Source organism: Anaerosalibacter massiliensis (assembly GCF_024623155.1).
GTDB lineage: Bacteria > Bacillota > Clostridia > Tissierellales > Sporanaerobacteraceae > Anaerosalibacter > Anaerosalibacter massiliensis.
The window spans coordinates 86,178-112,586 of sequence record NZ_JANJZL010000001.1 but is presented as its reverse complement, the minus strand read 5'-3'; the positions used below and the strand labels follow the sequence as shown (position 1 = coordinate 112,586).

Genomic DNA, 26,409 nt, shown 5'->3' with positions numbered 1-26,409 from the left:
AAACGCCTTCTATAGAGGAATTATAATATTAATCCATCATCCTCTTCTTTTTCTTCCGTTTGCATATATTTATCAATTGATTTTCTATATTTCTTTATTTCCTTTTGCAACATAATCATATTTTTTATTGCTTGTGAATCTGTATCTTCTATAGCTTTCTTTTTTACTTCTTCGTATACTTCTAACATATCAGTTGCAAATTCATCTTCCTTCAATAAAAAAAGTAGTCGCTTATATTCTGGACTACTTTCCCACCTTTTCATGTAGTTAAGGAATTGCTCTCTATTGCTTATTTTTCCACCTGCCCATCCACGACTACAATATTCAATATAATCATCTTCCGTCATTTGGCTATAATCTTTTTTTATTCCTTGAATATTATTTTTCCATTGGAAATACGTTCTTCTTCTAATATTATCTATTTTACTTATTTCTTCCCATATGGTAGTATCCGCCATTACTCTTCACCTCTTCCAAGTAAACTGTTTATCTTATCTAAATTAAATTTCATTTCATGCATTACACGCAACATTTCTGTTTGAACTTCCTCTATTGTCATTGTTCTTATTCTTTGTTTTTCTTGCTCTGTCAAAATATCTTTTTGTTGTTGTAACAAATAATCTAGCTTTTGATTCATGCTATTATAAAAATCCTCATTTTCCTTCTTATAATCTTTTATATTTGTTAAATTTTCCATCTCCATAACCTCCTATTTTATAAACATTTTATAAATACATCCAATAAATAAATAACAAGCATATATTGCTATGCTTGTATATAATCCAAAATCTACACCTTTTTTTATTTCCTTATAAACGAATGAGGGAGTTATTAATTGACTATTTACAACCAAAATCAAATTAAAAGTTGTAGAATCAAAAACAAATGGCTTGTTTAGCGGGTTACAGGGGTCGCTTCGTATAGAGAGGGTATATATAAGTTGTAGAATAATAATTATAGAAATAAAAACTTAAATAAAAGAAACTTACATAGATGTAGGGTTGCACCCTACGACCCGCTGGCTTGTCTTAAAATTGTTCCGCTATCGCTACACAATTTTAATCCAATCCATGTTTTATTTTCTATTTTATTAATTTACAATTCAATAATAACTATATTTATTTTTTGTTTAAGAATATTTTAATTTTATTATTATTTATGTATCTACCATTTATATGTATAGGTAAGAACAAAGAAGCAACTTCGCCCCAAAAACAGTCGATAATGGCTTGAAATACACACAAACTAGGATTTCAACATGGACTAGACGGGTAGTCCATGTAGACAATTACATGGTCTAGACGGGTAGTCCATGTAAAATCTAATATGGTGTAATTGGTCTATATCCCGCATCCTTAAATAGGTTAACTGTTGCTTTTGATACTTCATTTCCACTACATATCAAATAAGGATTAAAATATATTTCCCTTGCTTGTCTTTGTCCTACCCTCTTAATAAAAAGCTTATCTTCTAGTGTTTTTAATAAACCTTTTATCTTATCTCTACCTAGCTTTGTAAGCTCTTGTAATTCTTTGTTGCTAAAACTTGTCCCATCTGGCTTTGCTATTCTATTTGTTTGGAACTCTACATATGTTTGTATGCAAAATAAAAAGAGTCCTTCATCTGGACTCAGTTTAATAGTTTGCATATATTCTCTTAATTCTGTTCTATATATTTTAATAAAGTGACTATCTTCTTTCCAATTTAACCAATATTTTTCTTTTTTCTCTTCTAAATCAAACATTCTTCTTATTTCTTTTACTTTTGCATTGTCAACTTGTTTATCTTTACTTACTTTTTCAAGTAAATTAATTATAACCTCTTTATCTTCTATTATTTCGCCTGTTTCTTTATTGTATAGGGTATTAGTACCCCTATTAATTTCTAAGTCCTCTAAACACATTTCTATAGCCATATTGCATTACCTCCACTTTTTTATTTTACTTTTTAAGATAAAAAAATTAGTGACTTTTATTTTCATCACTAATTTCATATATTCTATCTATTAAATTTCTTTCATTCTTAAAAACAAATAACGTTTTTATTTTGTTAAACTTGTCAGGTTTAATATCTACAATTGTATATCCTTCTTTTAATAATTTTCTTGCAATTGCAGGTTCAAAAACTGTTATACACTTTTTCATAACATACACCTCCAAAACAATAAAAAAATAAGGTCAACTTTTTCTAGTCAACCTTATTAAAAAAATAATCTATCAATTTCATCTTCATGTTTTTTATTAAAATCAATTTTCTTTTCAGCTCTATTTATAACTTGCTTTGTTCTGTAATATCTTTTCTTTTCTTGCTTTGTCATTTTTTTATTGTTTTGTTTCTTTATCAACACCCTTTTATTTTTATTATCTAAAATTATATTATTAATTTTATAAACCCCTCTCCACCTTTTATTCTTGTACACACCGTTTATTTTTATTGATACTTTATACTTGCTTTAACAAAATTCTTGTTTGTTACTGCACTAGAAAAAACTTTTCTGTGCTTTGCTATATATACAAAATCATGTATATCCATTCCTACATCCTGTAGGTGATATATTGCTTTGTATTTTTGTTTTGGTAAAGATAAATCAATACCAAATATTTCTCCTAATTCATTAAGTTTTATTTCTGTTTCCATATATCCTTCCTCATCTACATATATTTTTTTATGTAGATTATACTTTTTTATTATATCATAAAAGTAATTTTTACTATGTTTTGAAACTACATCAACAAATTCAGGATATTTTAATATATCTTTATAATAATATTTAAACATGAATTTGTCAAAGAAATATTGTTTGAAAGCTGTGTCAATAGAAATTAATATTTCAAGTTGTTCCTCTGCAAAATTATCTAGCTTTACATCATACAAACTCATTATAGTAACTAGTGTTGAACCAGCAAATTTATCAAAATATTCTTTACAACCAAACTGTATATTTTTATTTAAGCTAATACAATCAGGATTTTGTATGTATGTTACATGATTCCCAAAACATTTATTTTTTGCTAAATCCATATCCACACCGACCATTTTACTAACTTCTAAATCTTTTAATTCTGTATCTTCCCTTAAATATAATGTGCTAAAACTGTTAAAAAGTTTAGTTTCTATGCCAAATAGCTTATTTAAAACATATGTACTACCTAAACTATCTACATCATCACTACCCATAATGTAATATGTATTGTCTAAATCCTTGTACCATTTTTTAAATCCTTTTTTTCTAATAAAAAGTAAATCCATATTATCCGATGCTTGTCTATGTTTCTTTCATTTTTATTATTAAAAAGAGGAAAGAATATAATTGCATCTTCTCACCTTCCTTTTTTATTTATTTTTCTTCTATGTAATTTTTATATTTTTCTACTTTATCATCAGACATATTTCTTTCATTATTTTCCCATTTTGAAATTAAACCTATTGAACAATTTAATTCTTTTGACAATTCCCTTAATGTTATGTTCTTTGACATTCTTTTAATTTTCCAATTCCACCTGTTCACCTTTCTAACCTCCCTTATCCCTTATTTGTATAAAGTTTGACTTTAAAGCTAAATAAAAAAGGTAGGAGGGGAATAACCCTTCTACCTTTTTAAAAGCTCTCTAAATTGATTCTATGCTGTTATTATGCACTTGCCTTTTCTGTAAATAGTGCAACTGCTTTTTCATTTAGAACTTTCAAAGTTGGTTCTGCAATTACTTGTGCTTTAACACTATCACCAGTTTTTGCCAACATTTCAAATTGTGGTGTTCTTAAAAATGCTATTCTTACAAATGCAGGGTCAAATATTAATATCTTATCTGCATCCATGTGTCTATCTAATATTAAATGTACATTTCCAAAGTTTGTTTGAATTGTATTAGCAACTATACCAAATTTATCATTTTGTGCTTGATAGAAATAAGTATCCTTGTAAAGTGCATCAATTTTTTCTTTCATATCTGCATTTACTAATGCAACATATTCACCTGTTCCTAGTCCATTTTCCCATAATTTTCTAACTGTTGCTTTAAAAGCATCCTCACTAAATACTCTATTTACTTTGTTATCTGTTGTAACAAAGTTTTGTAGTCCTTGCATTTTTCTTATTCCTGTCGCTGAGCCATCGTCTTTTACAGAATTTAAAAATGCCTTTTCCATGCCAATTTTCATTTCAATAAGACGGTCATTTAACTCTTCACCTAGCATATCTTTAATTCCAATAACATCTGATGCCATAGCTGAACCTGATACTGCAACGGAACGTTTGAATATTTGGCAAACATTGTTCTTTTCTTTTCTTGTGCTAGATTGAAATTTAGTTGTTTCTGCACCTTCTGCAACTGTCATATCTTCATCAATACTTAATTCTTTTTCTCTCCATGTTACAATTTTACTTGTTGCTTTATCATATTGTCCACTTCCTAAAAGCAATGTTGAAAGTGGTGTGTCAATTGGGTGTACTAAACTAATCTCCTTTGTTAAATCAATATTTTCATTTTGTGTAAAATTATCTGTCTTAATCATAATCAATCATCCTTTCTAATTTTGATTTATCCGCATATTTGGTTTTTATTTTAACCAAATAATCTTTCTAATTTACTTCCAATCATGCTTTGTACATTACCTTCTTTTTCTGCTTTAGTATATTGATCGTCATTCCTTTTCTTTTCTGGTTTGAAACTTTCATCAATTTCTTTTTCTTTTGTTAGCTCTTTAAACTTATCAATTTTTTCTTGCATTTTTTCTAAATCTTCATCGACTACAAATTCAATTATTTCTTCATCAATACCATTTTTTAATGCTAAATTCTTTTGACTCAATTCCTTATTTCGCTTGTCTAATTCTTCTACACCTTCAACCTTCTCATTTAGTTCTTGAATTGTAGTATCTTTTGTTGTAATAGTTTCTTCTACTTGTCCTTGAAATTGATTGACAAGCTCTTTTACCTCTTCAAGTGTATATGTTTCCTTTTCCTCAAATTCAAATTCCATACTTATCATCTCCTTTATTTTTATTGTTGTTATTGTTGCTGTTTCCATCTCCTACCGTCTAAAATTCGACTTATACACTAATAAAAAATAAGAGTACCGATAAACAGTACCCTTATTAAATAGGAGATGTATTTTATGTAAAGCTCTTAGAGCTTATTTTAAAAAGTCATGCAACGTATAATCACGTTGCAAAATTATGGCTACTAAAAATTCAATTATAATACTAAAATTTTTAAATTAAATATTAATTAAATAATAATTATAAAAAAGGAAGGTGAGCTTAAATAAGCTCTACTATACACACATAAAATGTATATATAATACAACTTATTTATACCCAAAACACTACCCCCTCTATATATAAGATTGTAGCTTTGCTAAGCACTTTGTCAAGCAAATCATGTTAAATTTTCCTACCTTCAATATATTTGTTAAAAATGTTTGATTTTACCCCTATTTGTGCTGGATTCTGCTAGCTATTTTGTTACTATTGTCATGTTAAAAATACTACCTCCCCTATATATAAGATTGTAGCTTTACTAGCCGTTTATGTGAATGTTTTATGCTAAATATACCCCTTCCTCATATAGTTATACTACATCTCTCAATCCGTTTGTCAAGTAAATCATGTTAAATACTACCCTTCCTGTTAATATATTATGTACATCTGCTTAGTGTTTTTACACTATTGTCATGTTAAAAATACTATCCCCCTATAATATACCTATGCTTGCTTAGTGTTTATATCTATTCTTTTGTTAAAATACTATCCCCTCTATATATATAATTGTAGCTTTGCTCGGTGTTTATAGAACTATTTACATAAAAAATAAAGTTGCCCTACTTGGACAACTCTATTAAATATTCTTTATATCTTTTTACCTCTTCTGCTAATTTTCTTTTATATTCTATATCTGTTTCTAGTTTTGATTTAATAATACGTTCATTTCTTTCTATCATTTCTTTTAATTTTTCTTCTAGTGCAACTTTTATTACTGCATCATCTGTTTCAAGAATCCAATGCGGTTTTTCATTTTTCATATAGCTCTTTATCTTTAACATTAAATCACTCCTATTTTTAATTTTAGTAAAATAACTACTTGACTTTGCTTTAAAATATAATATCCTGAAAGGTTGCGTTAGGAAAAAGGGTATAGGTATCCTGTTTTTTGATACCATACCTATTTCCCTTTTTCTTCCACATATCCCGAATAGGATTGTTGAGGTTTCAAGGTGTGTATAATAGTCGGCTTTTTCATTCCCGAATTGAGTCATCGTATGCAACTGTCCTTACTCAAACGACTCAATGTATCTCTGCCAGTTGTCTCCCCCGAACCAATATTTATTTTATTTGGGTTTGTGTTCTCCACCCCAATTAGGACAATATAAGATAATACACATATCTATACTGCCCGAACAACTTTTTGCATTAGCTTGTTCAAACTATCGTTTTTTAAGTGGTATCGGCATCCACTTTTGATACTCAATATTTAATTTTAAACAAATAAAAAGGCACTCCCACATTATTTGTGAAAGTGCCTTAAAAGTTAGTTTATACTACTTGCATAAACACCAAAAATTTGGTATATTATAAGTAATATAAACTTCCTTTGTAGATAAGTGGGCGGCACTTTCTACCTCGTCTATATTGTGTGGTGACAATATAGAAAGGAAGTTTTTATTTTATTGTTTTAAATCTCTATTCTAGGATGATATTTAATAAATTCTTTTCTCAAGTCACGTTCTGACATATTCAAATAAATCATTGTTGTTTGTATATTAGAATGGTCTAATAACCTTGATAGAACGTGTATAGAACCACCATTGCGTAAAAATTCTATTGCAAATGTAGCTCTTAATCTATGTGGATGCACATCTTCAATTCCTGCTTTTTTACCTGCACTTCTCAATGACTTGCCATAGCTTGTAACTTGTAATTTAGTCCCACGATTAGTAGGAAATAGCCATTCATTTGGATGTTGAGAATATTTCTCTCTAAAATTAATCCACCTCTTCAATTCAAAACTCATACGATTGGTTAAGTAGCCAACCTTTTCTTTTTTATTTTTTGTGTCCTTAAAAATAATAACTCCATTCTTAAAATCAATATCATCATCTGTAAGAGATAAAGTTTCCCCAATTCTTGCCCCTGTAGAAACCAATAATTTTGTAATGATATAATCTCTATGTCCATGTAAAGTTAAAACATCAAATTGATCTAGTATCTTTTTTAATTCTTCTCTTGTAATAGCTTCTTTGATTTTTTCTCTCTTTTTTAAATATTTAATTCTTTCTGCTGGACTTTCCCTAATATATCTTTCTTCCACCATAAAATTAAAAAATACTTTTATGTTTCTAATGTAATTATTGATTGTATTTGGACTTAATTCTTTTCCAAAATCATCTCTATTTTCTGGACTGTTTATATCTGCATTGGCTGTTGCAACTGTATATTTGCCCCGTTCTTGTAAATACTTGATATAGTGTCTTATATGTTTTGGCTCTACTTGTTCAAATGAAACCACGTTTAATTCATTTTCAAGATACATTGCAAATAACTGCAAAGTTTTGTCATATGATATAATTGTTTTTTTAGATAGATTTTTTGAAGTACAATACAAGCTGTAATCTTCAATCATGTATTCAAAATTATTTAATTCAGGCATAAGAAAAGTGACCCCCTTGCTTAGTCCTATTAACTAAACAAAAGAGTCACTATTTATAGGTGTTTCAAATGTGTTTGTTGGTATATATTACTGATTGGAAAATATTTACTATTGCTCAAACCCTTGAATTATGCTTTATTTTCCATCATTTCTTGCTCTAATCTCAATTTATCTGCAACCATTGCTATGAATTCACTATTAGTAGGCTTACCCTTATCTGTATGAACAGTATATCCAAAAATATTGTTTATAGTGTCTACCTTTCCTCTACTCCATGCTACTTCTATAGCATGTCTAATAGCTCTTTCCACTCTACTAGGAGTAGTATTGTATTTTTTAGCTATATTTGGATATAATTCTTTAGTTACTGCACCTAATAACTCTACATCCTCAACTACCATAGCAATAGCTTCCCTTAAGTATAAATATCCCTTTATATGGGCTGGTACTCCTATTTCATGAATAATATTAGTTATTCTTGCTTCCATACTTTTATTATTATCTGGATTTACAGGCATCTCTTTAGGTATATTAATATATCTTTTTATATTTACATTATCATTAACCATTCCAGATACTTCTCTCAGCCTTTTCATAAATATCTCGAAGTCAAAAGGTTTAACTACATAATAATCTGCTCCTAATTCAATAGTTCTTTGGGTTATCTTATCTTGTCCAACAGCTGATAAAACAATTACCTTAGGACGTTTTTCTAAATTCATAAGATTTAAACGTTCTAAGACACCTAATCCATCTAAATGTGGCATTATAATGTCTAAAATTAAAACATCTGGTCTTTTCTCTTCAATCATATCCAATGCCTCTAATCCATCTTTAGCAAAACCTATAACTTCAAAGTCTTCCTGTTGTGCTAAATATTCCTCTAATATGTCACAAAACTCTCTGTTATCATCAGCTACAACTATTTTTATTTTTTCCAAAGTAAATACCCCCCCTGTATATTAAGTTAAAAAATCATCTTTGCATCACATATATTTATTCGACAAACAAATGTTATATCCTTCTATTTCTTTTAAAAACATTTTTAACATTAAATAGGAAAAGATAGAACTTGTCTATCTTTCCCTATTTTCTGCAAAATTACTCTTGTTTTTAATGCTTATATTGGTTTGTTCTAACATCCACTCTATATACAATCCATAACCTTTTGTAGGATCATTTACAAAAACATGAGTAACTGCTCCAACTATTTTCCCATCTTGTATTATAGGACTTCCACTCATTCCTTGAACAATTCCTCCAGTTCTCTGTAATAAATCTTTATCTGTAACTTTTAAAACCATACTTTTTTGTTCAGGAACCAATTGATTTTGAGCTTTAACTATTTCTATCTCAAACTTTTCAATCTTATCTCCATTTAGAGTGGTTAATATATAAGCTTTCCCTTCTTTAACTTCTTCTTGGAGAGCTACAGGCATAGGTTTTTCGTTATTTGTATTTGAAATATCAGTATTTATTTTTCCATATATACCGAAGGGAGTATTTCTAGTTATATCACCTAAAATATTTTCTGTTTCATAAAATATTCCTCTAATTTCACCAGGATTTCCTTTTTTACCTTGTTCTATTTCTGAAATCTTCGCCTTCATTATTTTGCCGTTTTTTACATTTAATAATTTCCCCGTATCCATATCTGTAATACCATGACCTAAAGCTCCAAACATATTATTATCTTCATTATAAAAAGTAAGAGTTCCTATTCCTGCTGTTTTATCTCTTACCCATATACCTAATCTATAGCAATTATCTTGAATACTTTTTACAGGTATTACTTCTGTGGTAAAATTCATATTATTTCTTTCAATTACAATAGACACTCTATTATCCTTTATATTATTTAATAATTCAATTACATGTTCAGCACTTTCTACCTTCTGTCCATTTATTTCTACTATATTATCTCCTGCTCTTATACCTGCTTTTTTAGCTGGATTATATTTTTTACCATCTACACCTACAATATCTGTTACTGATACTACTAGAACACCTTTTGTATTTAAACGAACTCCTACAGAATTGCCTCCAGGTACTAGATATGCTCTATCTATAACATTTACTTCTACAGTTTTAATTGGCACAATTCCAAATAACTTAAATTGCATTTTAGCTATACCTGATTCTAAAGTATCAAAACTATAGGATTTTTTCAAAGAGGTCCCAAATTTTTCAGTAGAATCTATATTTAATATATTATTACTATCCTGAGAAACTTTCAAAGTGAGAGGAAAAAAAACTTTAAAATCCTTTTTTTCTCCCTTTATAATATTGATTTCTTCAGGATAATAAAAAACACTCCATGTTTGAATGAAGTAAAAAAATATAAAAAATAGAAATAAAATAGATATTTGTCTTTTATATTTAGAATACCTTGGCAAATATAATCACTCTCCTAAAATTGCCTTTTTATATTCACCTCCACAAAATTATTATTTGCAAATATAATTTAGCCTTTTTTGCACCTATTTATTCTGTGTAATTATTTATCCATATGTAAAGTAAATTCAACACTGGTTTAAAAATGAAAAACACTTTATACTTAAGTATAAAGTGTTTTTAAAATTATTTTTTTATTTTTTTAGTTAATTCTAGCATTTCTTTTGCATGTAATTTTGTCGTATTTGTTAAATTTACTCCACCTAATAATCTTGCTAATTCATTAATTCTTTCCTCATAATCTAATTTTTTAACTTTAACAGAAGTTTTATTATTAGTACTCTTTTTTGATATGGCAAAATGCATATCTGCTAAAGCGGCAATTTGAGGCAAATGTGAAATACAAATTACTTGATGATTTTTTGAAATTTTATTAATTTTTTCTCCTACAACTTGAGCAGTCCTTCCACTAATTCCTGTATCAATTTCATCAAATATAAGGCAAGGTATATAATCATATTCCGCCAATATGGATTTAAAGGCTAACATTATTCTAGACATCTCTCCACCTGAAACAATTTTAGAAAGAGGTTTTAATTTTTCACCAGGATTTGTGGATATTAAAAATTCAACTTTATCAACACCGCTAACTGTAAAATAATCATATTCCTTGAAATCTACTTTAAAAACTATATCCTTCATATTCAATTCTTGTAATTCCCTGAAAATATTATTTTCAAGTTTTTTACTAATTAATTTCCTTTTATCAGTTAAAACTCCACAATTAATTTTTAAAATATCTTCAATCTTCTTTATATCATCCTTAATTTCTTGTATTTCTTCTTCCATATTTAAAAACAATTGAAGTTTTGAGTACATTTTATCTCTATATATAAAGATTTCATTTATAGTATTTCCGTATTTTTTTTTCAATTTATTTATAGTATTGATCCTGTCTTCTAAAAATTCTAGTCTTTTATTATCTAAAGCTAAATTATCCATATAAGTATTTAAGTTTCTTGTAATATCTTGTAATTCATAGTTAATGTTTAAAAGTTCTTCATAACTTTTGTCTAACTGAATATCATTTTCTTTTATCTTTTCAATTAAACTAATAACTTCATTCAAACTATCTATTGTAGAAAAACTATCATACTCTTTAGATTGGAGAATATTTATAGATTGACCTAAACTAGATACAATATCTTTTGCATTATTTAATTTATTATACTCATTGAGGATATCTTTTTCTTCATCTTGAGACAATTTTGCACTATCTATTTCTTCTATCTGATACTTTAAAATATCAATCTCTCTATCTCTTTCCATCTCTTCTAAAGAAAGCTCTTTTAATTTTTTTCTTAAATTTAATACTTTCATATAATCAGATGCTACTTTTTCTTTTAATTTGTTAAAAGACTTGTCTCCAAATGAATCAATAATATCTATATGACTTTCTGTATTTAAGAGAGATTGATGTTCATGCTGACCATGTATATCAATTAAATGTTTAGTAATATTATCTAACATATTAACAGTAACTGTTCTTCCATTGATTCTAGAAACGCTTCTACCTGTCGAATGCAATTCTCTAGTTATAAGCATATAATTATTATTATCATTTTCAATGCCATATTTTTTTAAAATTTTTTCTATCTTCTTAGAATCTTCAAGAAAAAAAAGCCCCTCTAATATAGCCTTATCATAACCTGTTCTTATTAAATCTTTATTGGCTCTCCCACCTAAAATAAGACTTATAGCTTCAACAATTATTGATTTTCCAGCTCCTGTTTCTCCTGTTAATACATTTAATCCTTTATTAAAGTTTATATGTAGTTTTTCAACAATAGCAAAATTTTCAATATTTAATTCTACAATCATAAAGCTCCCTCCAATTAATTAAGTAAGCCTTGGAAAGTCTTTACTACTGAATCAACATATTTCATATCACTAACTGCTATAAATATAGTATCATCTCCTGCAATTGTACCTACTACATGCTCAACTTTTAATGTATCAATAGCCGAAGCACATACTTGAGCCGCACCAGGTAAAGTTTTAATAACTAAAATATGACCTGCTATATCAAAGCCTATAATCGAGCTTTTAAATATTTTTATAAGCCTCTCAGTCGCTCCCTCAATATTTTCATCCATAACTGCATATTTATATTTTCCACTTTTAGATAATACTTTAACTAATCTCAATTCTTTTATATCTCTAGAAATAGTAGCTTGGGTAATATCTATACCAGTTCTCTTTAAATGCTCCGATAGCTCTTCTTGAGTTTCTATTTCATAAGCCTCAATTAATTCTAAAATTTTTCTTTGTCTTGCATATTTCTTCATATTTTTCCTCCTTATGAACAAGGATAGTGTGTTTTTTAAATTACAGTACTTGATGAGATTTATTAACTATTTCTTTAAGGTTACTTTCCATTTTTTCATTATTCTCAGATATTTTCCCTGTTAAGTAAAATAAATATTCTATATTCCCAGTAGCACCCTTTACCGGAGAATACGTTACATTTTTCACAAATAATTTTAATTCCCTGCAAAATTCATAAACATTTAATAATACTTCTTCATGAACTTTTTTATCCCTTATTATGCCTTTTTTGCCCACTTTTTCTTTGCCAGCTTCAAATTGAGGTTTAACTAAAGAGACAATTTCCCCATCTTCTTTTATAAGTTTTTTTACAACAGGTAAAACTAATTTTAGTGAGATAAAAGAAACATCTATAGAGACAAAATCCACTAACTCACCTATATCATCCTGAGTTACATATCTTATATTAGTCCTTTCTTTAACAATTACTCTATCATCTTGTCTTAAATTCCAATCTATTTGTCCATAGCCTACATCTATTGCATATACTTTTCTTGCACCTTTTTTAAGCATACAGTCTGTAAATCCTCCTGTAGATGCACCTACATCTATTGCCAATTTATCTTTTAAATCTATGTTAAAATATTCAATAGCTTTTTCTAGTTTCAATCCTCCTCTACTTACATAAGGAATTGGATCCCCTTTTATTATAATATCTTTAGTTATATCTATTCTTTCACTAGGTTTATCAATTCTTTGTTCATCTACAAAAACTATACCTTCCATAACAATCCTTTTAGCCTTTTCTCTAGATTTAACAAGTTTCTTTTCAACTAATAGAGTATCTATTCTCTCCTTCTTCATATAATCTCTCCTATATCTATCTCTTTTCACAATTATTTTGGTTTTTAAATAAATTTACTTTAAATTTATTTTCTAAAAAATTAAGTAGCTTTGCTATGTGAAAAATAATATTCTCAGAATTATTTATAGCTATTTCTTTGCCTATAGCTTTTCCACCTACTGTAAAAGAAGCAATTAAAGCTGTTATTATAATACTCAATATAGTCCCATCTTTAATATCATATATATTTATAAGTTTAAAAATAATAATTGTTCCAGCAGAACCACTAATAATTCCACTTATATCTCCAATAACATCATTGCAAAAATTTGATACTTGTCCTGCATTTTTAATAAGTTTTATTGCATATCTCGCTTCTTCTACTTTATTTGCTGCCATGGAATGAAAAGGTTTTTCATCTGAAGCAGTTACTGCAATACCTATTATATCAAATACAATCCCCAATAGTATAATAATAATTAATATTATAAATGCAAAAAAAATTTCTAATCTATTCATCAATTTTTCAGCTATTAAACTGAAAAGAATAGCCATTATAAATGTCCAAAAGAAAATAGTAATAACCCATTTTTTATTTTGCCTATGAGATATATCATCAGCATCTTTTTTTCCCATCTAATCCTTTACCTCCAAATTATTATTAATTCAAACTATATATAAGAATAAAAAGCTGATAGCAAATGCTATCAGCTTTTTGAGTGGCAATATGATAAGTAAATCTTACGGCTTAAGGTCTAGCAGGATTTCCCAGATAAGAACTCTATGTCGCCATACTAGCGGTTACCCTTCAATCTTATCTTCACATTGTCGCCAAATAGTGAAACTAGATTACCACTTAGACCGCACTGTAATCCTTAACATATTTCTGAAGAACAGTCTAGGAGTTTTCCCCAAACAGTCAGTCTATTCCTTAGCCTCTTTTGCAAAATGGGTTTCGACAACAAAACCTGACTTTTCTGGGCCCTTTGAAAAGCCTAGTTATATATTATCTTCTGCCCAATTCACTCAAGGCAGGCTACACTGCAAGTAATTTTTATTACTTTACAGGTTTATCTTGTTTTTTAATTAAAAACAAGTCTCCACGAAAGTAGGGTCAACGCCTGCATGCCATTGCAGATCGCCCCATCTTTCTTACTTCCAACAATGGCCCTCAACTGGGCGTCAAAAGCCAAGGTTAGAAACTTCATCGATATGCCCTTTGACGGATTTTTAGCCCCGCCTTCGAGAATAGCTGTGCTGACTAGAATACTGCACCACTCTGAACTAAAAACAATTATAGCATATAAAAACCCTTATTTCAATACTATAAAAAAGTTATTTATTCCTATTAATTAAATAATATGAAATTTCATCTAAAAATTTATTGTTTTTGAAACTTTTTACAGATTCTTTTGCCTCTTTACTTAAAGATTCCACTTTTTCCTTTGCTTTTCCTGGTGGATTAAAAGATAAATAAGTAGTTTTACTAATTTTCCTATCTTCATCCATATCTAATATATCATCCCTTATTTGATATCCTAAACCAACACACTCTCCATATGTTTTTAATTTCTTAATTTCCTCATTATTAGCGCCACCAATAATTCCTCCCGAAACAACTGCTGCTCTAATTAATGCTGCTGTTTTGCATTTATACATATATTTCAATTCTGAGCTATCTATAATCTTTCCATCTGATAATATATCAACTACCTGCCCACCTATCATTCCCTCTACTCCACTAGCATTACTAATTTCTTTAAAAGCTAATAAATATCTATTATAATCATTTTTATCTTTAGATTTATTAATTATACTTTCCACCATAATTTCATATGATAAATTTAAAAGACCATCTCCTGAAAGTATTGCAATTGCTTCTCCAAAAACTTTGTGATTCGTAGGCTTTCCTCTTCTAAAATCATCATTATCCATAGATGGCAAATCATCATGGATGAGAGAATAGGTATGAATCATTTCTAAAGCTAAGGCAAAAGGTATAGCCTCCTCATAGCTACCTTTAACCATTTCACAGCTTTTCAAAAGCAATATAGGTCTAATGCGCTTTCCTCCTGTGAAAAGGCTATATTTCATAGCTTCAAATATTTTTTCTTGATAATTTCCTGTTTTATTAGTAAAAACTTTACTCAATTCATTATCTACAACAGATTGTAAATTGTTAATTTCATCCATTAAACTCATGTTGTTAACCCTCCAACTGAAATTCTTCTTCTCCTTCTCCATCTTTCATTATAATTTTTATTTCTCCCTCTACCCTATTAAGCATATTATATAAATATTTATACAAATCGATGCCCTTTTGAAATTTATTTAAAGATTCTTCTAAAGTTAGATCTTCATTTTCTAAACTATCCACTATATCTTCTAATTGTTCTATTCCTTCTTCGTAAGACAATTTAGTTAAATCCATCTTCAAACTCTCCTTTATTAATTTTTACCACATCAGTTTCAACTATACCATCTTTTAGTAAAATATTCAGCTTCTCACCTTTTTTTATATTATTAACAGTTTTAATTGGCTGCTTTTTTTCATTTAGAACAAGTCCATATCCTCTATTCATTGAAGCTAAAGGACTTAAAACATTAAGCTTATTTCCTAGCTTATCAAGCTGATTATTTAATTCTGTCATTTTCAAGTTTAATATTGTAATCAAATTTTTGAATAAATTATCTAAATACTGTTTATCATTATCAAGTCTGACAATTGGATTTCTATAATCTAATTTGTTTTTTTGATAATTTAAATCCTTAAAACTATTATCTATTATAGAAGTAAAACTGCTAACTAATTTTGAAAAATCATCTTCTAATTCTTGTTTTAAAAATTCCAATTCTGGAACTGCTAATTCTGCAGCTGCCGAAGGGGTTGGAGCTCTTAAATCTGCAACAAAATCTGATATTGTATAGTCCGTCTCATGGCCTACAGCTGAAATAATTGGTTTATTCATTTCGTAAATAGTTCTTGCCACTTCCTCATTATTAAATGCAAATAACTCTTCTATTGATCCTCCACCCCTGCCAGTTATTATTAAATCAATATCATCCCTATTGTCAAAATACCTTATGCCCCTACATATTTCTTCAGGTGCAAATTCTCCTTGGACTAAAACAGGGTATATTTTAATCTCAATTAATGGAAATCTCCTTTTTAATATTGTAATTATATCTCTAATTGCTGCTCCAGTAGAAGAAGTTACTACCCCTATTTTTTTAGGAAAATAAGGTATCTCTTTTTTATGTTCTTCATTAAAAAGTCCTTCCTTTTCCAATTTGCTTTTTAGTTCTTCAAAAGCTATGTATAATTCTCCTAATCCTTTTTCTTTTATACTTTTGACATATAATTGATAATTACCATTTTTCTCGAAAACAGATATGTATCCTTTAACTATTACTTTCATTCCATCTTTTAATTTCAATGAAATATCTTCATTATAACTTTTAAACATAACAGATTTAATTTTTCCTTTTTCATCCTTTAGAGAAAAATACATATGTCCACTATAGTGATGCTTAAAATTTGATATTTCTCCTTCAACACATATATTAGATAATATTGGATCTCCTGCAAAAGACCTCTTGATATATTGATTTACTTCACTTACTTTTAAAGGTTTAATTGACATAATTGACCCCTCACCTATATTCATTCTTTTTTCATCTTTCCTAAGTAAGCAATTCCTATTCCATTGTCCGAACATTTTTCAATGGAGGGTATATATAAATTTATACCCTTTTCATTCAAAGTTCTTTTAAGATTTCTTCTAATAAAATTATTAGAAGCTACTCCTCCTATCAATAATACCTTATCTATATTTAATTCCATACATGAATTTATTATCATCTTTTCTAAAGATAAATAAATTGTATAAAATAAAGTTTTAATTATATCTTCAGTTGAATATATTCTATTATTTATCAAATCATTAAATATATTTTCATATCCAGAAAAATTTGCCCAAGTATCCTTTATGCTCGCAGGTAATTTTTTATTAATTATATCTCCATCTTGAGACAATATATCCATCTCTTTTCCACATGGAAAATCTAGCCCTAAATTAACTCCAATCCTATCAATTAATTGTCCAACACTTATATCCAATGTTCCGCCTATTATTTGAACATCAAATTCTCCTTCTTTATTGTCTACAAGAACTAATTCAGTAGTACCTCCTGATATATGAAAGGCAATAAATTTTTCTTCACTTTCTAAAGGACTATTCATAATTCCAGCGGATATATGTCCCTCTTGGTGACTAAATTGTTTAAATGGTATATTGAGCAATTTAGAGATAATAAATGCCTGTTCTTTTCCTACAACAAAAACAGGCATGTACGATTTTTCTATATTCCTTGGTTTTGCACTAGCACTTATAACCTTTAGATTACCTATATCTATGGAGTTAGATACTTTTGCAAACATTTTAGATATATTTTTAATATGTTGAAAAATTGCTTCTTGTTGTCTTAAACCTCTTTTACCTTTTCCAACTTTTAAAGTTTCTCTTAAATCTAAAATTACATTCCCCTCTGAATTTACAACTCCAATTGAAGTAGTATAAGCACTTGTATCTATTCCTAGATAATATTTGTCTGCCATCTGCTATTCATCCTTTTCGCGTACAAAACTTCCTAAAACACCATTTATAAACTTTGATGATTCATCGGTACTATATTTTTTACAAATTTCTATAGCCTCATTAATAGAAACTTCTATTGGTATATCTTTTCTATAAACAATTTCATATACAGCTATTCTTAGAACAGATAAATCTACTTTTGCAAGTCTATGAATTTTCCAACCTTTTATATATTTTTCAATAGATTTATCAATATTATTTAAATTGGTCATTATTGTTCTTACAGCATGCCTCATATATTCTTGTTCATCATGGTCAAGATTATTTTCATTTATATATAATTCTACTAGATTATCTGAACAATCATTATTCATTTCCATCTGGAACAATAACTTCATCGTTTCCTCTCTTGCAATTTTTCTACCCATATTTGTCCTCCTTGTAACTATAGATAATATATACTAATATTATAATTAATTTGATTTCCCTGGAGGAAGTATTTTATCCAAAAAATCTCTTAAATTTTCCTGGCTATCAGATTTTTTTCCAATGTAATATCCTAATCCTGTGCAAATTACAATAAATAAAGTCTTAAAAAAACCAATAGTAAGTATAAATATAGCAATTATAAATCCTATTATTGTTCCTACGGTTTTTCCTTTATTATTTCCTAACATTTGAATAAGTCTTGAAATCTTTTCCTTATCCACCATTAAAACACCTCTACAATTTATTTTACAGTTCTAGTTGGCGTCATTACACTACTTATTTCAACTTTAACTTCCCCTACCTCAACACCTGTACATTTTTCTACATGTTCTTTCACTTTGTTTTGTAATTGTATTGTAGTTTCTGGAATATTTATTTCAGGGGAAACTTCTCCTCTCATATCTAAAATTATTACTCCTTCAAGCACATTTACTTTTATTTTTATATTTCTAATACCTGAAAATTTAGTTACTACACTTTGTGCAATTCCCTCGATTGTTTGAGTCGAAATTTTTAATTCACCATAATCAGTATGTCTAATTAAAAAGGTTCCTCTATTCTTTTCATTATTCCCAATTAGCCCAGACACTAAAAATCTAATACTTACTAATAAAAAAGCTACTCCTATTACAGAATATATATAATTGCCTTTTAGTTGCATCAAATAAAGTTCTACATTTTTTAAAGATAAAAAATCAATTTGTTCAAAAGGAAATAATATAAATACTATAGATACTAAAGCAAGGCAAAAAGTATATATAGTCAATATAATTCTATCAATAATATTCATAAGATACCTCTACCTCCTATATTACTAAATTTACCCCCTGAATATTCAGAGGGTAAGTATTTTATTTTACTCTAGGTTCTTCTTTTTCAGGTTCTTTAGGTATATTTACTCCCTGAACATTTACATTCACCTCAATAACTTTTAAACCTGTCATAGTCTCTACAGCTTCCTTAACATTTTCCTGTACTCCAAAAGCAACTTCAGAAATTTTAGAACCATATTCAACTATTACGAATATATCTATAGCACATTCTTTTTCTCCAACTTCTACTTTAACTCCCCTTGATAAGTTTTTCATTCCCAACATATCACTTATACCACCGGTGATGCCGCCACTCATTCCAGCAACACCTTCAACTTCAGTAGCAGCTAAACCTGCTATAATTGCTACTACTTCATTAGCAATTTTTACATCTCCATACTCTACCCCTTCATTATTTACAATACCTGCCAAGTTGGCCACCTCCACCTATCTAAAATCTTATAAGCATATTATACCAGAATAGATGATGTTTTACAAACAAATCTATTCCTTTTATCCAATCAAAGCTTCTATGAATTTTTCTGCATCAAAAGGTTGGAGATCGTCTATTCCCTCTCCTACACCTATTAGTTTTACCGGTACATTTAATTCAGATTGTAATGCTATCACTACCCCACCTTTTGCTGTTCCATCAAGTTTAGTTAAAACTATTCCTGTAATATCACATGCTTCTTTAAATACTTTTGCTTGTAAAATAGCATTTTGTCCTGTAGTTGCATCTACAACTAATAGAACCTCTTTACTAGCTTCTGGATATTCTCTCTCTACTACCCTGAATATTTTATTTAACTCATTCATTAAATTTTTCTTATTATGAAGCCTACCTGCAGTATCACATATTAGCACATCAGATTCTCTAGCTTTTGCTGCTTGAATGCCATCATATATAACTGCTGCTGGATCCGAGCCTTCCTGGTGAGCTATTAGATCTACATTAGCTCTATTTGCCCATTCTTCCAACTGCTCAATAGCAGCTGCTCTAAAAGTATCTCCTGCTGCAATTAATACTTTTTTGCCTTCTTCTTTTAAATTCCAGGCCATTTTTCCAATAGTGGTAGTTTTGCCTGCTCCATTAACTCCTACTACCAAAATAATGGCTGGAGACGTCTTTACATTTAATTTTCTATCTAATTTTGATTCTTCTACACTTTTTAAGGTTTTTTCTATCTCTTCTTTCAGGAGTATCCTAATGTCATTAGCTTCTTTAATTTTATTTTCTTTAGCTCTTTCTTTAATATTATCTATTATTTCCATAGTAGTATTAACTCCTACATCAGCAGTAATAAGAATCTCTTCTAACTCGTCAAATAAATCATCATCTATTTTCCCATAAGATTTAAGAATACTATCTATTTTATCTGTTACTCCCTGTCGTGTTTTAGAAAGGCCTTTTTTAAGCTTTGTAAAAAAATCTTCTTTTTCTATTACTTCATCTTTTTCAACCTCTTTTATTTCGTCTTTTACTTCATTTTCTAAATCTTCCACTTTATCTTTTTTAAATTTATCAAAGAATTTAAACATTTCATTCCTCCTTATCTAGCTTGCTTTATCTGATAGTTTTATTGAAACCATTCTGCTTATTCCTTCTTCTTCCATAGTTATACCATATAGAATATCAGCCATTTCCATTGAACCTTTTCTATGTGTTATCATTATAAATTGAGTATCATCTGAAAAACTTTTTAGATAATTAGTATATCTTGAAATATTTGCTTCATCCAATGCAGCATCTATTTCATCAAGAATACAAAATGGAGTAGGTTTAGTTTTCAATACTGCAAACAATAATGCTACAGCTGTTAGAGATTTTTCACCTCCAGATAATAATGAAAGGCTTTGCAATTTTTTACCTGGTGGCTGTGCTATTATCTCAATTCCACTAGAAAGCAGATCATTTTCATTGATTAAATATACATCTGCCTTTCCTCCACCAAATAACTCCCTAAATACTTGATTAAAACTTTTTCTAATTTCAACAAACTTTTCTAAAAATCTTTCTTCCATCTCCTTTTCTATATCTTTAATAACCTCTTTCAATCCATTTTTAGCAGAAATTAAATCCTCTTTTTGGGTCTGTATAAACTCTAATCTTTCTTTAAGGTTTTTATATTCTTCAACAGCCCCTAAATTAACTGTTCCTAAATTCTTTATATTGTTCTTTAACTTTCTAATATTCTTTTTTGCTTCTGCCATATCTTCAATATGGACTTTATAATTTAAAGCTTCAGCATAATTCATTTCATAATCTTCTAAAAGTCTAGAATTATAATTTTCAACTTGAACACTATATTTGGTGTAGTCAATATCTAAAGCATTGATTTCCTTTTCGAAAGTATTTATATTATTTTCTATTTCTTTTAAATTTCTTTGTTCAAGGATAAAACTCTCCATTTTCTTTTCTTTTTCCTCTTTAATTTTTTCCAGTTTTATAGAACAATTATTTAATAATGATTTAAGATTATTAATCTCTTCCTTAAGTCTTCTTTTTGTATTTTTCAGCTTCTCTATTTGTAAAGTGTTTTCTTTAAAATCTTTTTGTCTACTATAAATAGTATCTAATGTATTTTTATAATCTTCATCTGTATTTGAAATTTCATTCTTCAAGGAACTTATTTGTTGTTTAAAAGAGTTTATCTTTATTTTAAAATTTGTTACTCTCTCATCTATATTCTCTTTCTTTTCTTTTTTATATTGAAACTCTCCTGTATTCTCATCTAAATTTTGATCTATTAAATTTTTCTCATTATTAAGCTTAGTTAAATCTAAACTCAAAGCATCAATCTCTCTATCAATATTTTTCTCTTCCTGTTTTAATTTATTTATTTCATTATAATACTTTGATATGGAGATATCATTCTTTTCATTATCCTGAATTATTCTTGTAATTTCATTTTCTAATTTTATTATTTCAATGTTTAAAGTTTGAAGTTTTTTATTTCCATTCTCAATAAATTCTTTAACTTCACTTAAATTAAGATTTAATTTATTTTCTTTAGATTTATATAATGCTAATTCGGCCTTTAATTCTTTAATCTCCTTAATTAGTCCATCTATCCTTGTTTTTCTATTTAAAATATTTGTAGAGTTTTTCAATATGCTTCCACCTGTAATAGAGCCTCCTGGATTAAAAAGCTCTCCATCTAAAGTTACTATTCTTATAGAATGATTATACTTTTTAGCTATTTTCATAGCAGAATTAATATCTTCAACTATTAAAGTTCTTCCTAAAAGATATTCAAAAACATTTCTATAATCTTCATCAAACTGGACTAATTGAGAAGCTATTCCTATGACACCCATATCTCTTATTGCATTAAAATCCATATTAAGCTTTCTGCTTTTTATTGAAGTCAATGGTAAAAAAGTAACTCTACCTAGGTTATTTCTCTTAAGATATTGGATAGCTTCCTTTGCATCTTCCTCAGTCCTAGTAACTACATTTTGAATACTTGACCCTAATGTAATTTCAATAGCTTTTTCATACCTTCTATCAACCTTAATAAGCTCCCCAACTACTCCAACAATACCTTTATTCAATTTATCATTCTTCTTAGAAGCTAATAAAAGACCTCTTACACTTTTATAATAACCCTCATAATCCTCTTCCATGTTTTTTAAAAGGTTGTAATTGGAAATTTTTCCTTGTAATAATCCCTTTATTTCATTAATCTCTTTACTCAAAATACTGTATTCATTTTCAATATTTTTTTCTTCTTCTGTATACTCTTTTATATCCTTTTTACATGAACCTAATGATTCTTCATTTCTTCCTTTTTCTATGCAAAAATTATCTAATAATTTTTCATTTTCTATTTTGATATTTTTTATTATATCTATTTCTTTTTCAATTTCCGTTATTCTACTTTTTATATTTTGTTTAAAAGTTTTTAAACTCTCAATTTTATTTTTTTTATCTGACATTAAATTATATATCTTAAAATTATTGTTTTTTTCTTCTTCAATATGCTTTTCCTTTAATATTATTTCTTTATTGATATCTTCTAAAAGCTTTTTTTCCTTTAAGTAATCTGACTTCAATTTACTTAGATTTTCGATATTTTCTTCCAATTCATCTTTTATCTTTTCTTTTTTTAATAATAGTTTTTCTTTTTTATCTAAAAGCTCTTTTTCTTCCCTATTTAAACGTCTTTTTTCTTCTAAATAAAACTTTTCTTTTTCACTACTTAATATTTGTTCATTATCTTTTTTCTCTATATTACTTTGAATAGAATATTTTTCATCTTGTAACTCTTCAGCAGAATGTTTTATTTTTTCAATTTCATCTTTCATAGAAAAATATCTATTTTCCATTATTGTTTTTCTGTCTAAATTTTCCTTTATTAAATTATTTAATTCTTTTCTTTTGTCTCCTATAGATATGAGTTTATGTTTTAATCTACTAATTTCTTCTATATAAAAATTAACCTCTAATTCTTTAAGCTTTTGAGCAATTTCCAAGTATTTTTTTGCCTTAATAGCCTGTTTTTCTAAAGGACTAATTTGGCCCTCTAATTCAAATACAATATCATTTATTCTAACTAGATTTTCCTCTGTCTTTTTAAGCTTTTTTTCTGACTCTTCTTTTCTAGTTTTATATTTAACTATACCTGCAGCTTCTTCGAATATATGTCTTCTATCTTCAGATTTTGTACTCAATATTTCATCTACTCTACCTTGTCCAATAATTGAGTAACCATCTTTTCCTATTCCTGTATCCATAAATAGCTCTCTTATATCTTTAAGTCTACAAGAGTTCTTGTTTATATAATATTCGCTTTCTCCAGATCTAAACATTCTTCTAGTTATTGAAACTTCTGAGTACTCTATAGGTATTGTTTCATCTTTATTGTCAAATATAATACTCACTTCAGCATATCCTAAAGGTTTTCTACCATTAGTGCCAGAAAAAATTACATCCTCCATTTTACTGCCACGTAAAGTCTTAATACTTTGCTCTCCTAATACCCATCTAATAGCATCTGAAATATTGCTTTTTCCACTTCCATTAGGTCCTACTATTCCTGTGATTCCTTTTTTAAATTCTATTTCAGTTTTATCTGCAAAAGATTTAAATCCTTGTATTTTTAGTTTTTTTAAATGCAATCTAAACACCTCTTAAGTCTTATCTAAAAGGGTTTCCATTATGGAAACCCTTAATTATTTATTAAATCTTCCTTTAGTAGATACTTTTCAATAATCTCATCCTTATTAATTTTATCATAAAAATCGTGATTTTTAATATAAAATATTTCTTTTGGAATATTTTCTCCATGAATTTTAATTTTACTAATATTAAACTTGTTCCTAATAAATTTAGTATTTATTGAACCTTGACCTACTAGATTGGAAATTTCCTTAGGATTTATATTAATTACAAATTCTTTTATATCTTTAAAATCTTTTTCAGAAAAATATTCATCTAAAATCTTTTTATAAATATTAGATTCTACTAATTGTCTAAAAGCTGGATGAAACGGCCCAGCTATTACATCCTTACCTAGAGTTATATTATCAGTTGGCTGTAGTCCTATTCTTATTACATTTATTTTATTGTATTGGAAAATCATTAATAATTTAGTCGATATATCTACTGCCATCTCAAGCGACAAGGGCTTATACCTGCCATCCAAATACATTTTTTCTAAAAAAGTATCCTTCACTACTAATGTAGGATAAATTCTCGTACATATGGGATTTAGTTTAACTATTTCCTTAGCAGTATATAAACTTTTTTCTTCAGTATCCCCTAGAAGTCCAATCATCATTTGAAGACCTAATTGAAATCCATATGATTTTATAAGGCTAGAAGCCTTATATACATCTTCACTTTTATGCCCTCTTCCACTAAGAAATAGAACTTCTTCATCTAAAGACTGTACTCCTAATTCTATAATATCCACTCCATATTCCTTTAAAAGAAGAAGTTCTCTTTCATTTATATAATCTGGTCTAGTAGATAATCTTATTCTATCTACAATTCCTTCCTTTTTATAATAAGATGCTATGTTTAAAAGTTCTCTTTGCATATCTGGTGAAATAGCGGTAAAACTTCCGCCATAAAAGGCAATTTCCAATCCTCTATTAAGTGAAGGAATAGTTTTCAAATGATCTTTTATTATATTATCAGCTTTTTCACTTGTCATATCTGTACTCAATCCAGTAATCCGCCTTTGATTGCAAAAAACACAATCATGTGGACATCCTAAATGTGGTACAAATATAGGTATTATAAAATATTTTTTATTCATCTTTAGCACCCATCCTAATCAAAACTTCTTTTGCCGCCATTTGCTCTGCTTCTTTTTTACTTCCTCCACAACCTTTTCCAAGTTTTTTACCATCTATTAAAGCTAATATGTGAAATTTTTTATCATGATCAGGCCCTTCCTCTTTTTCAATTCTGTATTCTATTTTTGCCTTTGTAGTCCTTTGCAATATTTCCTGCAATTTAGTTTTATAATCTATAAATAGCTCTCCCTTATTTGATGCTTCTATAATTTCTTTTTCTAATATATCTATAACAAATTTTTGGGCAGTTTTAAATTCACTATCTAAATATATAGCTCCAATTAGAGCTTCTAATGCATCAGCCAATATTGAAGTTCTATTTCTACCTCCAGTAGCTTCTTCTCCTTTGCCTAATAACAAATAATCACCTAATTTTATTCTTTTCGCAATTAAAGCTAATGCAGATTCACAAACTACAGTTGCCCTTATCTTTGTCAGATTTCCTTCTGAAAAATAAGAATATTTTTTGTATATATAATCACTGACTGCTAAATTTAATACAGAGTCCCCTAAAAACTCTAATCGTTCATTGTATACTATATTTCCATTTTTATGCTCATTAGCATAAGAACTATGGGTTAGTGCTCCATCTAAAAGCTTTGAATCTTTAAATCTATAATTTAATTCCTGCTGTAGATTATAGATTAATTTTCTCCTATTGCTTTTTTTCACATACATACCTCCAAAAAAGTTAAGTATTTATAAGGTCTCGAAATCAATCCGAGACCTAATATATAAAACTAGTCTAGATTTAGTCGATTTTGAATATACTCTACTACATCTTTTACTGTTTTTATATTTTCCACTTCATCATCTTCAACCTCTAGTTCATATTCATCTTCAAATGTCATTATTAATTCAACTAAATCTAAAGAGTCAGCATTTAAATCATCTTGGAAAGAAGTATCCATTGTAATTTCATCTTCATCTACATCCAATTGTTGGGATATTATGGATTTTATTTCTTCAAAAACCATTTGATACACCTCC

Annotated in this window: 29 protein-coding genes; all 29 read right to left on the bottom strand. The window is 28.1% G+C overall.

Going from position 1 to position 26,409, the window contains the following annotated elements:
- Positions 1-20 precede the first annotated feature (20 nt).
- The 29 genes from NSA23_RS00700 to acpP all read right to left on the bottom strand — a co-directional run bounded on the left by NSA23_RS00700 (position 21) and on the right by acpP (position 26,405).
- Positions 21-458, bottom strand: a complete 438-nt coding sequence (locus NSA23_RS00700; RefSeq protein ID WP_257490046.1) for a hypothetical protein — start codon at positions 456-458, stop codon at positions 21-23.
- Positions 458-697 (bottom strand): hypothetical protein, encoded by a 240-nt coding sequence (locus tag NSA23_RS00695; RefSeq protein WP_257490045.1) that lies wholly within the window; start codon positions 695-697, stop codon positions 458-460. Before NSA23_RS00695 ends, NSA23_RS00700 begins: the two co-directional genes overlap by 1 nt.
- A 624-nt stretch (positions 698-1,321) precedes the next feature.
- Positions 1,322-1,915 (bottom strand): hypothetical protein, encoded by a 594-nt coding sequence (locus tag NSA23_RS00690; protein WP_257490044.1) that lies wholly within the window; start codon positions 1,913-1,915, stop codon positions 1,322-1,324.
- A gap of 46 nt (positions 1,916-1,961) precedes the next feature.
- Positions 1,962-2,144 (bottom strand): hypothetical protein, encoded by a 183-nt coding sequence (locus tag NSA23_RS00685; protein WP_042681977.1) that lies wholly within the window; start codon positions 2,142-2,144, stop codon positions 1,962-1,964.
- A 286-nt stretch (positions 2,145-2,430) separates the two neighbouring features.
- Positions 2,431-3,249, bottom strand: coding sequence for a hypothetical protein (locus NSA23_RS00680; protein WP_257490043.1), 819 nt, complete (start codon positions 3,247-3,249; stop codon positions 2,431-2,433).
- 88 nt (positions 3,250-3,337) lie between these two features.
- Complete coding sequence (locus NSA23_RS00675) at positions 3,338-3,508, bottom strand: helix-turn-helix domain-containing protein (protein ID WP_257490042.1); 171 nt, start codon at positions 3,506-3,508, stop codon at positions 3,338-3,340.
- Between the two features lie 122 nt (positions 3,509-3,630).
- On the bottom strand, positions 3,631-4,512 hold the full coding sequence (locus NSA23_RS00670) for a DUF5309 domain-containing protein (RefSeq protein WP_257490040.1): 882 nt from the start codon (positions 4,510-4,512) through the stop codon (positions 3,631-3,633).
- 50 nt (positions 4,513-4,562) lie between these two features.
- Positions 4,563-4,979, bottom strand: a complete 417-nt coding sequence (locus tag NSA23_RS00665; protein ID WP_257490039.1) for a hypothetical protein — start codon at positions 4,977-4,979, stop codon at positions 4,563-4,565.
- Between the two features lie 840 nt (positions 4,980-5,819).
- Positions 5,820-6,041, bottom strand: a complete 222-nt coding sequence (locus tag NSA23_RS00660) for a hypothetical protein (protein ID WP_257490038.1) — start codon at positions 6,039-6,041, stop codon at positions 5,820-5,822.
- Between the two features lie 629 nt (positions 6,042-6,670).
- Positions 6,671-7,645 (bottom strand): tyrosine-type recombinase/integrase, encoded by a 975-nt coding sequence (locus NSA23_RS00655; RefSeq protein ID WP_257490037.1) that lies wholly within the window; start codon positions 7,643-7,645, stop codon positions 6,671-6,673.
- A 128-nt stretch (positions 7,646-7,773) separates the two neighbouring features.
- The gene (gene spo0A, locus NSA23_RS00650; protein WP_257490036.1) at positions 7,774-8,586 is read right to left on the bottom strand and encodes a sporulation transcription factor Spo0A; all 813 of its coding nucleotides are present in this window, start codon (positions 8,584-8,586) and stop codon (positions 7,774-7,776) included.
- Positions 8,587-8,721: 135 nt separating this feature from the next.
- Positions 8,722-10,041: a SpoIVB peptidase gene (spoIVB, locus tag NSA23_RS00645; RefSeq protein WP_050069818.1), complete on the bottom strand. Its 1,320-nt coding sequence runs from the start codon at positions 10,039-10,041 to the stop codon at positions 8,722-8,724.
- A gap of 184 nt (positions 10,042-10,225) precedes the next feature.
- Entirely contained in the window at positions 10,226-11,920 is a 1,695-nt protein-coding gene (gene recN, locus NSA23_RS00640; protein ID WP_042681998.1) for a DNA repair protein RecN, read from the bottom strand.
- A gap of 14 nt (positions 11,921-11,934) precedes the next feature.
- Positions 11,935-12,387, bottom strand: a complete 453-nt coding sequence (gene argR, locus NSA23_RS00635) for an arginine repressor (RefSeq protein ID WP_042682000.1) — start codon at positions 12,385-12,387, stop codon at positions 11,935-11,937.
- 40 nt (positions 12,388-12,427) lie between these two features.
- Complete coding sequence (locus NSA23_RS00630; RefSeq protein ID WP_257490035.1) at positions 12,428-13,231, bottom strand: TlyA family RNA methyltransferase; 804 nt, start codon at positions 13,229-13,231, stop codon at positions 12,428-12,430.
- Positions 13,232-13,247: 16 nt separating this feature from the next.
- Complete coding sequence (locus NSA23_RS00625) at positions 13,248-13,847, bottom strand: hypothetical protein (RefSeq protein ID WP_042682005.1); 600 nt, start codon at positions 13,845-13,847, stop codon at positions 13,248-13,250.
- A gap of 699 nt (positions 13,848-14,546) precedes the next feature.
- Positions 14,547-15,413 carry a polyprenyl synthetase family protein gene (locus tag NSA23_RS00620; RefSeq protein WP_257490034.1) on the bottom strand — a complete coding sequence of 289 codons (867 nt, stop codon included), beginning with the start codon at positions 15,411-15,413 and terminating at the stop codon, positions 14,547-14,549.
- 4 nt (positions 15,414-15,417) lie between these two features.
- Complete coding sequence (gene xseB / locus NSA23_RS00615; protein WP_042682012.1) at positions 15,418-15,642, bottom strand: exodeoxyribonuclease VII small subunit; 225 nt, start codon at positions 15,640-15,642, stop codon at positions 15,418-15,420.
- Positions 15,629-16,855 (bottom strand): exodeoxyribonuclease VII large subunit, encoded by a 1,227-nt coding sequence (gene xseA, locus NSA23_RS00610; protein WP_042682319.1) that lies wholly within the window; start codon positions 16,853-16,855, stop codon positions 15,629-15,631. The genes xseB and xseA overlap by 14 nt, the downstream gene beginning before the upstream one ends.
- A 20-nt stretch (positions 16,856-16,875) precedes the next feature.
- Positions 16,876-17,829, bottom strand: coding sequence for a Kae1-like domain-containing protein (locus NSA23_RS00605; RefSeq protein WP_042682014.1), 954 nt, complete (start codon positions 17,827-17,829; stop codon positions 16,876-16,878).
- A 3-nt stretch (positions 17,830-17,832) separates the two neighbouring features.
- A complete protein-coding gene (gene nusB / locus NSA23_RS00600; RefSeq protein ID WP_042682016.1) occupies positions 17,833-18,237 on the bottom strand; it encodes a transcription antitermination factor NusB in 405 nt (134 codons plus the stop codon).
- A gap of 45 nt (positions 18,238-18,282) precedes the next feature.
- Positions 18,283-18,522 carry a DUF2273 domain-containing protein gene (locus NSA23_RS00595; protein WP_042682019.1) on the bottom strand — a complete coding sequence of 80 codons (240 nt, stop codon included), beginning with the start codon at positions 18,520-18,522 and terminating at the stop codon, positions 18,283-18,285.
- Positions 18,523-18,539: 17 nt separating this feature from the next.
- Complete coding sequence (gene amaP / locus NSA23_RS00590; RefSeq protein WP_042682021.1) at positions 18,540-19,088, bottom strand: alkaline shock response membrane anchor protein AmaP; 549 nt, start codon at positions 19,086-19,088, stop codon at positions 18,540-18,542.
- Positions 19,089-19,149: 61 nt separating this feature from the next.
- Positions 19,150-19,542 carry an Asp23/Gls24 family envelope stress response protein gene (locus NSA23_RS00585; protein ID WP_042682023.1) on the bottom strand — a complete coding sequence of 131 codons (393 nt, stop codon included), beginning with the start codon at positions 19,540-19,542 and terminating at the stop codon, positions 19,150-19,152.
- Positions 19,543-19,623: 81 nt separating this feature from the next.
- Complete coding sequence (ftsY, locus tag NSA23_RS00580) at positions 19,624-20,652, bottom strand: signal recognition particle-docking protein FtsY (RefSeq protein ID WP_075052124.1); 1,029 nt, start codon at positions 20,650-20,652, stop codon at positions 19,624-19,626.
- A 15-nt stretch (positions 20,653-20,667) separates the two neighbouring features.
- On the bottom strand, positions 20,668-24,234 hold the full coding sequence (gene smc, locus NSA23_RS00575; protein WP_257490033.1) for a chromosome segregation protein SMC: 3,567 nt from the start codon (positions 24,232-24,234) through the stop codon (positions 20,668-20,670).
- Between the two features lie 50 nt (positions 24,235-24,284).
- Positions 24,285-25,379 carry an elongator complex protein 3 gene (locus NSA23_RS00570; protein ID WP_042682028.1) on the bottom strand — a complete coding sequence of 365 codons (1,095 nt, stop codon included), beginning with the start codon at positions 25,377-25,379 and terminating at the stop codon, positions 24,285-24,287.
- Complete coding sequence (gene rnc / locus NSA23_RS00565; protein ID WP_042682030.1) at positions 25,372-26,097, bottom strand: ribonuclease III; 726 nt, start codon at positions 26,095-26,097, stop codon at positions 25,372-25,374. Before rnc ends, NSA23_RS00570 begins: the two co-directional genes overlap by 8 nt.
- A 62-nt stretch (positions 26,098-26,159) precedes the next feature.
- Entirely contained in the window at positions 26,160-26,405 is a 246-nt protein-coding gene (gene acpP, locus NSA23_RS00560) for an acyl carrier protein (RefSeq protein WP_420841070.1), read from the bottom strand.
- Between the last annotated feature and the right edge of the window lie 4 nt (positions 26,406-26,409).